Origin of the sequence: Spirillospora sp. NPDC049024 (genome assembly GCF_040649235.1) — a bacterium.
Taxonomy (GTDB): Bacteria; Actinomycetota; Actinomycetes; order Streptosporangiales; family Streptosporangiaceae; genus Spirillospora.
The window spans coordinates 185,137-198,284 of record NZ_JBEZFD010000008.1; the positions used below are offsets into that span (position 1 = coordinate 185,137).

Below are 13,148 nucleotides of genomic sequence, written 5' to 3' on the forward strand. Positions count from 1 at the left end.
CACCTGGAGAACCCGATGTCAACGCTGAACAGCGGAACGGACGCCCGGCCGGACGCCGACCGGCACCCCTACGACTACTACTACCGGGAAGGCATGCTCCTGCGGCCCCCGCCCGAGACCGCGGCGGTCTCACCGCTCTGGCTGACCGAACCGCACATCGAGCAGTTCTCGCCCTGGATCCCGGTGCGGGCCGTTCCCGTCCAGACACCGCTGACCCGGCTGTTCGACGACCACCGCTGGCAGGGCGACGAACTGATGGACGCCGTCGTCCTCGCCTTCACCAAGACCGGGATGTCGCGAGGCCGCCGGATGTTCGACCAGGCACTCGACCACGGCATCGACGCGGTCGCCGACCCGCCGCCCGCGCTCGTCGACCTGTTCCGCCACCTGGACCATCCCCCTGAGTGGTTCGACGCCGGCGCCTGGGAGAGGGGACGGCGGCTGTGGATCAACGCGTCCCTCTCCGGCAAGCTCACCATGATGCTCAGCGACGCCATGGGCACCTTCGTGGGGGCCGAGGTGTCCTCCGCGACCGGCCAGACCCGCCGGTTCCTCGCTGACTTCCGCAGACGCGAACTGGAGACCGTCACCTGGTTCCACAACGTCACCCGCCCCGGCGGCGCCGACCGGCACTCCCCGGTCTTCAAGAGCATCGTCAAGGTCAGGCTGATGCACGCCCAGGCACGACTCGCCCTGCGCCGGATCTGGGGCGACGAGCACTTCGCTCGGCACGGCAACCCCATCTCCAACGCCATGACCATGGGGGCGGCGGTCACCTTCGGGCTGCTTCCACCCTTGTTCGACCACGCGCACGGCCGCCGGATCGCGCCCGCCGACCTGGACGACGTCATGCTGTACTGGGCCTACATCGCCCACCTGATGGGCGTGGCCGACGAACTCGTCCCGCGGAACGCCGTCGACGGCCTGCGGATGGCCCACCACATGATCCTCACCGCGGGCGGCCCGACGGAATGGACCGACGTCACGGTCAAAGCCGCCTGCGACCACGTCCTCAGCGGCAACCCGGTGCTGCGGCGCCTGCAGGTCCACGGCGCGGCCCCGCTGCTCGGCCTGGTCTCGGCCCTCACCGGCGAATCGCTCGTCCGGGCCCTCCTGCGTGCCTCCCCTTTCGCGACGGTGCGCCTCCAGCCTTGGCAGGGCATCGCCCGACGCCTCGTCCACCTCAACGTGGCCATGCGCCGAGTCGGCGACCGCCTGCCGAACGCCCAACGCAGGATGGAGGCGCGAACCCGCGACGGCGACGCCTGGCAGCGAAGGGGCGTCGCCACGATCTCCAAGATCGCCGCCCGGTCCGGAGTCACCGGCACCCCGTACGACCACCACGACGGCAGCGTGGGCTGACGTTCAGGCGCCCAGCCCGGTCCAGAGCAGCCGCATCGCACCTTCGACCAGCATGGACCTGGGCATGTCGGGGTTGCGCTCCCACCACTGCGCCACCCCGTCCAGACCCGAGATGATCAGCTCGACCATGGCCTCGGCGATGGGCTCGCCGGGCTCGGTCCCCACCGTGCGGATGTCGTCGGCCAGCAGCGCCGTCACCGCGCGGGTCCGCGACTCGCGGATGCCCTGCCGGACGATCTGGACCTCCGGGTCGTCCTCGCCGGTGCGGTCGAACAGCAGGCGCCGGGAATCGGGACGGCTCTGCGCGAAGCTGAAGTAGGCCTCGATCGTGGAGCGCATCCGGTCCTCGGCGGTGCCGGACGACCGGATGCGGGCCCCGACGTACTCGATCAGCGAGGCGTTCTCCTCCTGCATCACCGCCAGGAGCAGGACGCGCTTCGAGGGGAAGTGGTCGTACATGACCGTCCGCGCCACCCCGGCGGCCGCCGCGATCTCGCCCAGGGCCGCGCCGTGGTACCCCTTCTCGGCGAAGACCTTGACCGCCGCCGCTGTGATCAGAGCCCTGCGGGCCGGCGCCCGCAACCGCGGCTTGGGAGCGGCATCGGCCATCGCTGCAGTTCCTCCGTAGGACGGTGAACGACCATTATGGTCCCTGGCCAGCCCGAACCGCGCCCGCCGACGAGGAGGACCGGCGCCCTTCGCGCCGAACTCGCAGGCGAAACGATGTCGAGAACGCGCCGACCGCTCCGACCGACCGGCGGAACTCACCGGGACGGTGGAACGCGCCGCGGGCGGCGAGATGCGCATGTCCATGGCGGAGGTCTTCGTCATGCGCGACGGCAAGATCGCCGAGCGCCGCGCCTGGGTCGTCGAACTGAAGGAGAACGACCACCGCTGACACGGCGTTCCGCCCTGCGATGAGTTCTCGTCGGGGCGTGAGTCCTAGGTGCGGACGTGATGGCGAGCCTGGGAGAAGCCGTGAGTGATGTGTGGCCGATGGTGCACGCGGAGCGTGCCGCGCTGATCGAGGACCTCTCGCACCTCGACGCCGAGCAGTGGGAGGAACCGTCGCTGTGCGACGGGTGGACGGTGCATGACGTGGTGGCCCATCTGGTCGACACGGCCCGTACGACGCGCCTCGGTTTCGTCGTCCGCCTCGCGCAGGCCCGGTTCGACTTCCATCGGCAGAACGCACAGGGAGTGGAGCGGGAGCGCGGTGCTTCTCCGCAGGAGACTTTGGAGCGCCTCCGTCGGGTGGCGCCGCGGAGGTCGACCCCTCCGGCGCCGCTCGACAGCCGGCTCGTCGAGGAAGTCGTCCACGGCGAGGACATCCGCCGTCCCTTGGGGCTCGTCCATTCCTATCCTTCGGAGGCCGTCGTCAGAGCAGTCCGTCTGCAGGCCCGCACGTCGGCTTCCTTCGGCGGAGCCAAGGAGTTGACGGCCCGGATCCGGCTGACGGCGACGGACGCCGACCTCTCCATCGGAGATGGTCTGGAAGTGAGCGGAACCGCGCTCTCGCTGCTTCTCGCCATCTCCGGGCGACAAGCGGCCCTGGACGAGCTCGCCGGATCGGGGGTCTCCGCCCTGGCGACGGCCGCCTGAGGCTTCGCTTCCGGGAAACGGGCAGCGGAGCGTCAGGCGGCCACGCCCTTCGCCGTCGGCGGTGTGCGGGACGTCGGCTAATTGACCGCGACGCCCTTCATGCGGAGCCCTTCATGGCCGGACCAGGGGAAGTCGATGTCCACGGTCCGGACCTCGGCCGGAAGCCGGTAGACGCCCGAGTAGGTCACGCTCTCCCCGGGGTCGAGGACCTTCTTCGCGTCACTGCGGATCAAGGAGGCGCAGACGCATTCCTCGCTCGATGCGCGCAACGGGTAGTACCAGGTGCCATTGGCCGTGTCGAGGATGGAGATGCCGTCAGTGCTCTGCGACGTGGGCGTCGTCATGTCGTGGTACTGGAGGTCCACCTCGAACGCCGAGCCCACGTCCGCCTGGGACTTACCGTTATTGCGGAGCGTCCAGACGAAGGTGGTCAGGCCTGCCTGGTCGCGATGCATGGAGTTCACTTCGACCTGCAGGTTCTTGGCCTCCGGCGCGGTGAACGCCGCCGTCTTGGACGAGGTCGGCTTGCCGGGCGCCCAGCGGTAGGGTTTTCCACTCGCCGGGGCGGCCGGCGGAGGCGGCATGGTGAAGCTGACGGTGACCCGGCGGTTCTTTCGGCGCCCGCTCTCGCTGTCGTTGGACGCCACGGGGTCGGCTGATCCGTGTCCGGCGGTCTGGAAGGTGACGCCGGTGCGGGTGACCAGTTGCTTGAGCCGGTCGGCGACGGCCTTGGCGCGCCGCTCCGACAGCGGTCGGTTGATGGCGTCGTCGCCGCTCGAGTCGGTGTAGCCGTCGACCTTGACCGTGCTGCCTCGGGAGGCGTCGACCTGCTGGGCCACGCCGCGCAGGAGCTTGTCGGCCTGCGGTGTCAGATCGGCCTTGTTCAGGGCGAACAGCACGTCCGACGACAGGCGCACGGCACGGTTGTCGCCGTCGTCGTCCACGGACTGGTCGTCGCCTTGGGCGACCCCGGCCACGGTGAGGATGCGGGGCGGCGCCAGCGACACCGAGGCCGGATCCTTCTGGTCCGGCAGCGCCCGCAGCGGGCCGTCACTGATCGGCACGTCCTGCATCGGCACGGTCAGGGGGAGCGTCACCGTCACCCTCTTCACCGCGGCGGGCGGAGCGGGGAAGACCGCGTAGACGTCCAGCGAGGCACCGGGTGGGAGCCCTTCGGCGCCGAGCGCGGTGCACAGGCACGTGCCGTCGGCCGTCCTCAGCGGCATGTAGAGCTTGCCGCCGATCCCGTCGAGCAATCCGATCCCGTTCGCCTCCAGACTGCGGATGTCGCCTTCACGACCGCCCTCGAACAGACTGATCCGCAGCTTCAGTTCGCTCTGTCCATCGTTGGCTATGCGGAATTGCCCGGTGACGGTATTGGCGGAGGTCCTGCTCAGCTTCAGGAGTTCGACGTGCGCCGGGCCCGAGTCGTGCGCCATCGGGACCGCGAAACCGGCCTCGGCGGCCGCCTTGCCGGTCTTCTTCGGGCCGCCGGAATCTTCGTCACCTCCATCCCCGCATGCGGAGAGAGCCAAGAGAAGGGCTAACGCCCCCGCTCCCACCCGGCAGGCTCGGGCCTGCCCCCGACCACGTTCACGCATTTCCCTGCTCCCCGTTCCACTGGAAGGGTGGTGATACCGGCGGAGGAGCGCCTTGACGGCGGCTCTTCCGTGTTCCCGCTGCCGACGGTCAGCGCCAGGCCCCTCGTGCGGTGCTGCCGCACCGGTCAGCGGAGTGCCTCGATGAAGCGGTGCGCCTCCTCGCGCTGCATTCCGGTCTCGGCGCAGACGAGCGCGATGGCCGATTCGTAGTCTCCGGCGGCCTTGAAGGCCCGTACCCGGTCCGACAGCACGGGCCTTTCCGCGGGCGGCTCTGCGGGGACCCAACCGGCTCGGACGGCATCGACGTACTCTTTGGCCCCTCTCGTCCCGAGAGAGGTCTCCCGCCTGACGAGCTTCACCGCGTCCTTCCCTCTGCCTTCGGCGATCAGCGCGCGCGCTTTGGCCTGGACGTCGACCGGAACCGACCGCGCATACGCCTCGCCCTTGAGGCCGTCCACGTAATCCTTGGCCTCTTTGAGCCCGAGCCCGGTGACCTGCCGGATCAGCTTGATGGCGGGAATCATGTCGCCTCCGGCGACCAGGGCGATCGCCTTCTCCCTGGCCTCGGGAAGGACGTACGGGACGGGCTGCTTCACTCGATCACTCCTCCGTAGGCGGTCGCCCGATTCTCGTGCGGCGACTCGTGCGGACGAAAGGCGGACGACCCGTTTGACGGTCGCGCGCTGAATACGGTTGCCAGGCTGATACCTGTCGGCCCTCTCACCCGCGCTCGTCCAGCACGACCGGCGTGGCGGGGAAGTATGGCCTCAGCCGACGCCTGCCGATCGCTACGCTGTTCCCAAGGATCGGGGAGCACGGCGCAGAGAGAGCGCGGCATCCCGGGGCGGTACGAGCGGAACGGCGGGTGGGACGGCTGAAGGGGTCGACGGAGCGCTCTCCGCGCCGGCGCGTCCTCCGGTCGGCGTTCGGCCTGTGCGTGCTCTTCGGCCTGCTGGCGATGCACGGCTTCCAGGCCGCTTCGAACCCGGCCGACATGAGCGGCGTTCCACTGACGTCCATGGCGGCCGGACACGCAACCCCGATCGGGGTCGCGATGGCGGAGCACCACTCGCCTCATGGTGAGGGAACGGGCGGTCCCCACTCCGACCACCCCGACCATCCCGGCGGCCAGCTCTGCCTGGCCATGCTGACCGTGCTCGCGGTCGCCGCGGCCATCCTGGCGCTGCACCTGCGGGCGTCGCCCGCCGTGGCCGCGCCCCGGCGGACACGGGTTCGGATCCTGCTGGCGGGGCGGCCGCCGCCGCGACCGTCCCTGCATCGGTTGAGCGTGCTGAGGCTGTGACAGGTCTTCGGCGATGCCCGCATGGGCGTCGTCGCCTACCACCGATCACAGGACTCGACACGAAAGGCACACCACGATGAAGCGAGCGTTCGCGCTCGTGACCGTCCCGGCCATGGCGATCGCTCTGGCCGCGTGCGGTGACGGCAAGGACTCCCACGGAACGACGGGGCACTCGACGGCCGCGAGCTCGTCACCCGCTCCGGGCGGCGCGCAGGCGGGCCGGCGCAACGCCCAGGACGTCATGTTCGCGCAGATGATGATCCCGCATCACCGGCAGGCGGTCGAGATGGCCGACCTCGCGGCCACCCGGGCCTCGTCCGCGGAGGTGAAGTCCCTCGCCGCCGAGATCAGGAAGGCGCAGGCGCCGGAGATCGAGCAGCTCTCCGGGTGGCTGAAGGACTGGGGCGCCCCGGTTCCCTCACCCGGCATGACCGGCATGGGCGGCATGCACCATGGCGGCACGGACGGCATGATGAGCGAGCAGGACATGAAGGAGCTGGGGGCGGCCAAGGGCGAGGCGTTCGACAAGGCGTTCCTGGAGATGATGATCGAGCATCACGAGGGCGCCGTGGCCATGGCCAGGACCGAGGAGTCCGCCGGGATGTTCCCGCCGGCCAAGCGGATGGCCGGGAGCATCGTCTCCTCGCAGACCGCCGAGATCGCGAAGATGCGGACCCTGCTGAAGCAGTAACGCCCGTCCTGCACGAGGCGGGTGGGGCCCGTGCCCCGCCCGCCTCGTTGCAGGCCCCGCCGTATGGTGCGCTCCTGCTCGCGCACTATGCGTCGGGCGCGGGACGGGTCAGTGCTTGCGGCCGATGCCCCCGTACATGTGGACGTGGGCGTCCGCGACCTCGGACGCCGCCTGGTCGGGGTGCCAGTGGTTCACGAGCACGATGCCCGGGTCGAGGATCTCCAGGCCGCCGAAGAAGCGCTCCACCTCGGGCTTCGTCCGCGCCACCAGCGGGATGCCGTTGGCGTTGTAGGCCGCCACGCCCGCCGCGACCTCTTCCGGTGCGCTGTCGGCCGTGCAGGTCGACAGCGCGAGCATGCTGCCCGGAGCCAGGGGCTCCATCAGGCGGTCGATGATCCGCTGGACCTCGGCGTCGTCCGGCATGAAGTGCACGATCGCGATCAGGCTCAGCGCGACGGGCAGGCTCAGGTCGAGGGTCTCGCCCAGGCGGCTGGAGCCCAGGATCGCGTCGGGGTCGAGGAAGTCGGCGTCGAGGTAGGTGGTCCTGCCCTCCGGCGTGCTCGTGAGCAGAGCGCGGGCGTGCACCAGGACGATCGGGTCGTTGTCGACATAGACGATCCGCGAGTCCGGCGCGACGGCCTGGGCCACCTCGTGCAGGTTGGGGGAGGTGGGGAGCCCGGTGCCGATGTCCAGGAACTGCCGGATGCCGAACTCGTCGACCAGTCGGCGGGTCATCCGCGCCATGAAGTTCCTGTTGGCGCGCATGGATTTCGGGAGGTTGGGCCAATCGCCGACGATGTTCGCCGCGGCCGCCCGGTCCGCCGGGTAGTTGTCCTTGCCGCCGAGGATGTAGTCGTAGACCCGGGCGGAATGGGGGATCCCGGTGTTCAGGTCCACCTGGTCTTCGGTCACGTCTGCCCCCCGGATCGTCCCGACTGCCGCTCAAGATCATCCTAGAGGCCGCATCGGCGTCCAGCGCACGGATTCACCCGCATTCACCCCGCATTCACCCGCATCGGTGAGCCCGAGCCGGTGCCCATGCCCAGTGCCAGCCGCGGCGGCCGTCGCCCTCGGTCCCCGGCTGCCGCGGCCGACCGCCACGGTGTCGGCGGGAAGCCCGGGCATTCCGCTTTCGGGTGTCCGCGAACCGTCATGAGACCCTGCCTGCCAGGCCGCCCCGACGACATTTGATCCGCCCCGGTGAAAGTACTTGGGCGAGAGTGGTTCGAGAACGCCTTCATTGAACGTGCAACCGTTCCGGGTGGCATCGCCGCCGCCGTTTACGCCGAAAGCGACGCCCGTGTTTCTCGTGTCGTCCGATGCGATCGGCTTATGGCGAGGCGATTTGGATCGAGCCGTGGCCCCCGATCTTCGGCGCGCGGCCATGATGGTCTTCCTGGCAGCTCAGACGCAGTGATCGCAAGAGACATGATCGACGACCTCCATGGCTGAAAAGCCAGCGAACCGCGTCCATCTGACGAGCCGCCTAGCTCGGGCATACGGAGTAATCGACTCAAATAAAATGCCCTTTTAGGGGGTGCCGGTGGCTTTGCGGAGCGCCTCGCAACAATCTACCTGCGCTCAGTAATTGATCGCCAATTCCTGGTTATAAGAAGTGTGTTCGCGCGGTTCTCTGAAAGGAACGCCCCTGATGACCCGCCCCCTCGCCCCCCGCTCCGCCGGCCCGGTCTCGCCCAGAAGACGGGGCGGGACGACGTGACCGCTCTCGAAGCCGTCAAGGTCGGCGCCGGCGACGTCGTCCCCAACCACCGGCTCGGCGGCACCGTCCGGGTGCTCCTGTCGCCGGGCACGGCCCGGACTACGGCGGGCTTCCTGGCGCTTCTCGAACTGGAGCCGGGCGAGCGCGTCAGCGAGCACTACCACCCGTACACCGACGAGCACGTCTACGTCTCCGACGGGCGGCTCCTCGTCGCCGTCAACGGCGCGGAGCAGACCGTCGGCCCCCGGGAGTCGCTGCTGATCCGGCGGGGCGCCCGCCACCGCTACGAGAACCGCGGCGACCGGCCGGTGACGGCCGTGCTGTTCCTCGGGCCGCTGGCGCCGAGTCCCGAGATGGGGCATGTGGAGACCGCGGAGCCGCCCGGCGACGGGCCGCCCCCGTCGGTGGACGCGGACCCCGGGCCGTCGAGGGACGCGACGCCGTCCGGCGCGGGCACGCGGGAGCGGGCATGAGCGGGTGCCCGGCCCGTCCCGTCGCGATCACCGGGATCGGGGTCCTGACGCCGGGCGCTGCGGGCACGGGCGGGTTCTGGGAGACCGTCACCGGCGGCAAGCCCGCCTTCCGCACGATCACCGCGTTCGACCCGGGGCCGTACCGGTCCCAGGTGGCGGCGGAGATCGACTTCGACGCCGGCCGGCACGGGCTGACGCCCCGGCAGCGGCGCCGGATGGACCGCGCCGCCCAGTTCGCCGTCGTCACCGTCCGCGAGGCCCTGGCCGCCTCCGGGCTCGGCTCCGGCGGCCTCGACCCGGCCCGCGCCGGCGTCGTCGTCGGCAGCGCGGTCGGCTGCACGGCCTCCCTGGAACGCGAGTACAGCGTGGTCAGCGACAGCGGCAGGCTCGCGGTGGTGGATCCGTCGTACGGATCGCCGCACCTGCCCGACTACCTCGTCCCGACGTCCGTGGTCCGGGAGGTCGCCTGGGAGGTCGGCGCGGAAGGTCCCGCCTGCATGGTGTCGACCGGATGCACCTCCGGACTGGACGCCCTCGCGCACGGTGTGGAGATCATCCGCGAGCGCGCCGCGGACGTGGTGCTGGCGGGAGCATGCGAAGCGCCCATCTCCCCGATCACGGTGGCCTGCTTCGACGCGATCCGGGCGACCTCCCCCGACAACGACGACCCCGAGCGGGCCTGCCGCCCCTTCGACGCCACCCGGGCGGGGTTCGTCCTCGGCGAGGGCGCGGCGATGCTGGTGCTGGAGGATTCCGCCGCCGCCCGCGCGCGGGGGGCGCACGTTCACGCGGAGATCCGCGGGTTCGCGTCCCGCTGCAACGCCTACCACATGACCGGCCTGCGGCCCGACGGCGCGGAGATGGCGGAGGCGATCAGGAGCGCGCTGGCCGAGGCGGGCGTCCCCGCGAGCGGCGTCGACTACGTCAACGCGCACGGGTCGGGCACCAGGCAGAACGACCGGCACGAGACGGCCGCCTTCAAACGCGGGCTCGGCGCGGAGCACGCCTACCGGGTGCCGGTCAGCTCCATCAAGTCGGTGGTGGGCCACTCGCTCGGCGCGATCGGCGCGATCGAGGTGGCGGCGTGCGCGCTGGCCATCGAGCACGACCTCGTCCCGCCGACCGCGAACCTCCGGAACCGCGACCCCGAGTGCGACCTGGACTACGTTCCGGTGACGGCGCGGGAGCAGCGGGTCGACACGGTGCTCACGGTCGGCAGCGGATTCGGCGGCTTCCAGAGCGCGATGGTGCTCAGCGCCCCGGGACGGTGGCCGGGATGACCGGAACCGCGGCGGCCGCGAACGGGGAGCGCGCGGTCATCACCGGGCTCGGCGTGGTGTCGCCGAGCGGCCTCGGCACCGAGCGGCACTGGGCCGCGACGCTCGCCGGCCGCGTCGCGGTCGGGCCCATCACCCGGTTCGACCCGAGCGGCTACCCGGTGCGGCTCTCCGGCGAGGTCCCCGGGTTCGTCCCGGGCGACCACCTCCCCGGACGGCTGCTGCCGCAGACCGACCGCGTCACCCAGCTGGCCCTGACCGCCGCCGAATGGGCGCTCACCGACTCGGGGCTGTCGCCGTCCCCGGAGGACTCGCTGCGCTACGGCGTCGTGCTGGCCAATTCGGCGGGCGGGTTCGAGTTCGGCGAGAACGAACTGCGCAAGCTGTGGTCGGCGGGGCCGAAGAAGGTCAGCGCGTACCAGTCGTACGCCTGGTTCTACGCGGTCAACACCGGCCAGATCTCCATCCGGCACGGGCTGCGCGGCCCCTGCGGCGTCCTGGTCAGCGGCCAGGCCGGGGCGCTGGACGCGATCGGGCAGGCCGGCCGCGTGCTGCGCAGGGGCGCCGACGGCGTGCTGACCGGCGGGTTCGAGGCCCCGCTGTGCTCGTACGCGGTGACGGCGCTGGCGGTCGGCCGGGACGCGCAGACCGCTCCGCGGCTGTCCACGGGCGACGACCCGGCGACCGCCTACCGCCCGTTCGCCGCCGACGCCTCCGGGCATGTGATCGCCGAGGGCGGCGCGGTCCTGGTGCTGGAACGGGAGGGCCGCGCCCGCGCCCGCGGCGCCCGCCACTTCTACGGCCGGATCGCCGGGTATGCCGCGACGATGGACCCGCCGCCCGGGTCGGGCCGTCCGGGGACGCTGCGCAACGCCGCGGCGCGCGCGCTCGCCGACGCGGGCGTCGCCCCGGAGCGGATCGACGTGGTGTTCGCGGACGCCGCCGGAAGCCCGGCGCTCGACCGGGCCGAGGCCGAGGCGCTCACCGCCCTGTTCGGCGCCGGCGGGGTGCCCGTGACCGCGCCCAAGGCGATGACCGGCCGGATGTCGGCGGGCGGCGCCGCCGTCGACGTGGCGACCTGCCTGCTGGCCATGCGCGACGGGCTGATCCCGCCCACCGCCGACGTCCGGCCCGATCCGTCCTACGGGCTCGACCTCGTCACCGGGCGGCCGCGGCCCGCCCGCATCGACCACGCGCTGGTCCTCGCGCGCGGCGAGGGCGGATTCAACAGCGCTCTCGTCCTGGCCGCGTGCACGCCCGCGAACCCGTCCGAGGCCGGACCACCCGGTCCACGGACGTCCCGTGCCCCTTCCGGAACCGAACGCTGGAGCTGAGATGGCCCAAGACGGCCCGATAACCCTGACCGACCTGGTGACCGTGCTGCGCGCCTGCGCCGGCGAGGCCGACGGCGTCGACCTCGGCGGCGACATCGCCGACCGGGAGTTCGCCGACCTCGGCTACGACTCCGTCGCACTGATGGAGGTCTCCGCGCGGATGGCCGAGCGCTTCGGCCTGGAACTCGACGAGGACGCGCTGTCCGACCCCGCGACCCCCGCGGAGATGCTCAGCCGCCTCAACCGGGCCGCGGCCGCGGACGGGGAGGTGCGATGACCGCGTGCACCGACAACCACATCCTGGTGGACGCCCCCATGGACCTCGTATGGGAGCACACCAACGACGTGGCGGGATGGCCGGACCTGTTCACCGAGTACGCCGCCGCGGAGATCCTCGAACGGGACGGCGCCTCGGTGACGTTCCGGCTCACCACCCACCCGGACGAGCAGGGCAGGGTCTGGTCGTGGGTGTCGCGGCGCACCCCCGACCCCGAGACGCGCACCGTCCGCGCCCACCGCCTGGAGACCGGGCCGTTCGCGTTCATGAACATCCGCTGGGAGTACCGCCAGCAGCCGGCGGGCGTGCTGATGCGGTGGACGCAGGAGTTCGCGATGAAGCCGGACTCCCCGATCGGCGAGGACGCGATGCGCGACCGCATCAACCGCGGCACCGTCGAGCAGATGGCGCACATCAAGGCGGTCCTGGAGGACCGGGCCCGCGCCCGCGAAGGCGCCGGGTCCGGCGGGGACGGCCCCGGCGGTCTCCACGCGCGGCGCCTGCTGTACCTGACGTGCGGCATGCGGCTGGCCGCGGTGGTGAGCACGCTGGCGGAGCTGGGCGTGGCGGACCTGACCGCGTCCGGACCGCGGTCGGTCACCGACCTGGCCGCGACCACCGGCACCCTGCCGGACGCGCTCTACCGCCTGCTGCGCTGCGCCGCCTCCGTCGGGATCATGGAAGAGCGGCCGGACGGGCGGTTCGCGAGCACCCCCCTCTCCGACGCGCTGCGCGCCGACGACCCCCGCAGCCTGCTGCCGCTCGTCCTGCACAGCGCGCGGCCCTTCGTGACCAAGCCGTTCGGGGCGCTGGCGCACAGCCTCCGCACCGGCGAGCCCGCGACCGTCCCCGCGCTGGGCTCCGACATCTGGCACTACTTCGAGGACAACCCCGAGGACGGCGCCCACTTCGACCGCACCATGACCACCCTCGGCCGCTGGGAGACCGGACGGCACCTGGACGTCGTCGAGCCCGAGCGGTTCCGCCGGATCGCCGACCTCGGCGGCGGGCAGGGCCACTTCCTCGCGGCGGCGCTGCTGCGGGCGCCGGACGCGTCGGGCGTGCTGTTCGAACGGCCGGCCGTCGTCGCCGCAGCGGCGGAGGTACTCGACGCACAGGGGGTCGCCGAGCGCGTCACCCCGGTCGCCGGCGACTTCTTCACCGACCCGCTGCCGGACGACTGCGACGCCTACGTGCTCAAGGCCGTCCTGCACAACTGGCCGGACGAGCGGGCCGCCGAGCTGCTGACCGCCGTCCGCAAGGCGATCGGCGACCGCGAGGCGCGGCTGTTCATCGTCGAGCACGTGGTGGCGGAGGGCAACGGGTGGGACCACGCCAAGTTCCTCGACCTCGACATGCTCGTCCTTTTCGGCGGCCGGGAGCGGCGGCTGGGGGATTGGCGGCGGCTGCTGGCCCGGTGCGGGTTCGCGCTGGCCAACCGTCCCCCGGAGGGGCACTGGACCGTTCTCGAATGCCGCACCGAAGAAGCCGCGTGACCGAGTGCGTCG

At 71.6% G+C, this 13,148-nt stretch carries 14 protein-coding genes; 10 read left to right on the forward strand and 4 right to left on the reverse strand.

Annotation, left to right across the window (positions count from 1 at the left end):
• Positions 1 to 15 precede the first annotated feature (15 nt).
• Positions 16 to 1,362, forward strand: a complete 1,347-nt coding sequence (locus AB0C21_RS17330; protein WP_500205118.1) for an oxygenase MpaB family protein — start codon at positions 16 to 18, stop codon at positions 1,360 to 1,362.
• Positions 1,363 to 1,365: 3 nt separating this feature from the next.
• Here AB0C21_RS17330 and AB0C21_RS17335 read toward each other — a convergent pair whose 3' ends face one another.
• On the reverse strand, positions 1,366 to 1,971 hold the full coding sequence (locus AB0C21_RS17335) for a TetR/AcrR family transcriptional regulator (protein WP_500205120.1): 606 nt from the start codon (positions 1,969 to 1,971) through the stop codon (positions 1,366 to 1,368).
• A gap of 166 nt (positions 1,972 to 2,137) precedes the next feature.
• Between AB0C21_RS17335 and AB0C21_RS17340 the strand changes: the two genes are divergently transcribed.
• Entirely contained in the window at positions 2,138 to 2,260 is a 123-nt protein-coding gene (locus AB0C21_RS17340) for a hypothetical protein (protein ID WP_500205121.1), read from the forward strand.
• A gap of 59 nt (positions 2,261 to 2,319) precedes the next feature.
• Positions 2,320 to 2,964 carry a maleylpyruvate isomerase family mycothiol-dependent enzyme gene (locus AB0C21_RS17345; RefSeq protein ID WP_500205123.1) on the forward strand — a complete coding sequence of 215 codons (645 nt, stop codon included), beginning with the start codon at positions 2,320 to 2,322 and terminating at the stop codon, positions 2,962 to 2,964.
• A gap of 77 nt (positions 2,965 to 3,041) precedes the next feature.
• On the opposite strand, the gene AB0C21_RS17350 is transcribed toward AB0C21_RS17345, so the two are convergent.
• Positions 3,042 to 4,526, reverse strand: a complete 1,485-nt coding sequence (locus AB0C21_RS17350) for an OmpA family protein (RefSeq protein WP_500205124.1) — start codon at positions 4,524 to 4,526, stop codon at positions 3,042 to 3,044.
• A 164-nt stretch (positions 4,527 to 4,690) separates the two neighbouring features.
• Positions 4,691 to 5,161 (reverse strand): ribosomal protein L7/L12, encoded by a 471-nt coding sequence (locus AB0C21_RS17355; RefSeq protein ID WP_500205126.1) that lies wholly within the window; start codon positions 5,159 to 5,161, stop codon positions 4,691 to 4,693.
• A 269-nt stretch (positions 5,162 to 5,430) separates the two neighbouring features.
• On the opposite strand from AB0C21_RS17355, the gene AB0C21_RS17360 reads away from it, so the two are divergent.
• Together AB0C21_RS17360 and AB0C21_RS17365 are read left to right on the forward strand one after the other, a co-directional pair.
• Entirely contained in the window at positions 5,431 to 5,868 is a 438-nt protein-coding gene (locus AB0C21_RS17360) for a DUF6153 family protein (RefSeq protein WP_500205128.1), read from the forward strand.
• 76 nt (positions 5,869 to 5,944) lie between these two features.
• Positions 5,945 to 6,559, forward strand: coding sequence for a DUF305 domain-containing protein (locus tag AB0C21_RS17365; protein ID WP_500205130.1), 615 nt, complete (start codon positions 5,945 to 5,947; stop codon positions 6,557 to 6,559).
• A 108-nt stretch (positions 6,560 to 6,667) separates the two neighbouring features.
• Here the strand turns inward: AB0C21_RS17365 and AB0C21_RS17370 are convergent, their stop codons facing one another.
• Positions 6,668 to 7,471, reverse strand: coding sequence for an SAM-dependent methyltransferase (locus tag AB0C21_RS17370; RefSeq protein WP_500205131.1), 804 nt, complete (start codon positions 7,469 to 7,471; stop codon positions 6,668 to 6,670).
• Between the two features lie 804 nt (positions 7,472 to 8,275).
• On the opposite strand from AB0C21_RS17370, the gene AB0C21_RS17375 reads away from it, so the two are divergent.
• From AB0C21_RS17375 to AB0C21_RS17395, 5 genes are read left to right on the forward strand one after another with little or no spacing between them, the layout of a single operon-like run.
• Complete coding sequence (locus AB0C21_RS17375) at positions 8,276 to 8,752, forward strand: cupin domain-containing protein (protein ID WP_500205132.1); 477 nt, start codon at positions 8,276 to 8,278, stop codon at positions 8,750 to 8,752.
• Entirely contained in the window at positions 8,749 to 10,032 is a 1,284-nt protein-coding gene (locus tag AB0C21_RS17380) for a beta-ketoacyl-[acyl-carrier-protein] synthase family protein (RefSeq protein ID WP_500205134.1), read from the forward strand. Before AB0C21_RS17375 ends, AB0C21_RS17380 begins: the two co-directional genes overlap by 4 nt.
• Positions 10,029 to 11,363, forward strand: a complete 1,335-nt coding sequence (locus AB0C21_RS17385; protein ID WP_500205135.1) for a ketosynthase chain-length factor — start codon at positions 10,029 to 10,031, stop codon at positions 11,361 to 11,363. The genes AB0C21_RS17380 and AB0C21_RS17385 overlap by 4 nt, the downstream gene beginning before the upstream one ends.
• A 1-nt stretch (position 11,364) precedes the next feature.
• Positions 11,365 to 11,640 (forward strand): acyl carrier protein, encoded by a 276-nt coding sequence (locus tag AB0C21_RS17390; RefSeq protein ID WP_500205137.1) that lies wholly within the window; start codon positions 11,365 to 11,367, stop codon positions 11,638 to 11,640.
• A complete protein-coding gene (locus AB0C21_RS17395) occupies positions 11,637 to 13,136 on the forward strand; it encodes a methyltransferase (RefSeq protein WP_500205138.1) in 1,500 nt (499 codons plus the stop codon). Before AB0C21_RS17390 ends, AB0C21_RS17395 begins: the two co-directional genes overlap by 4 nt.
• Positions 13,137 to 13,148: the final 12 nt, after the last annotated feature.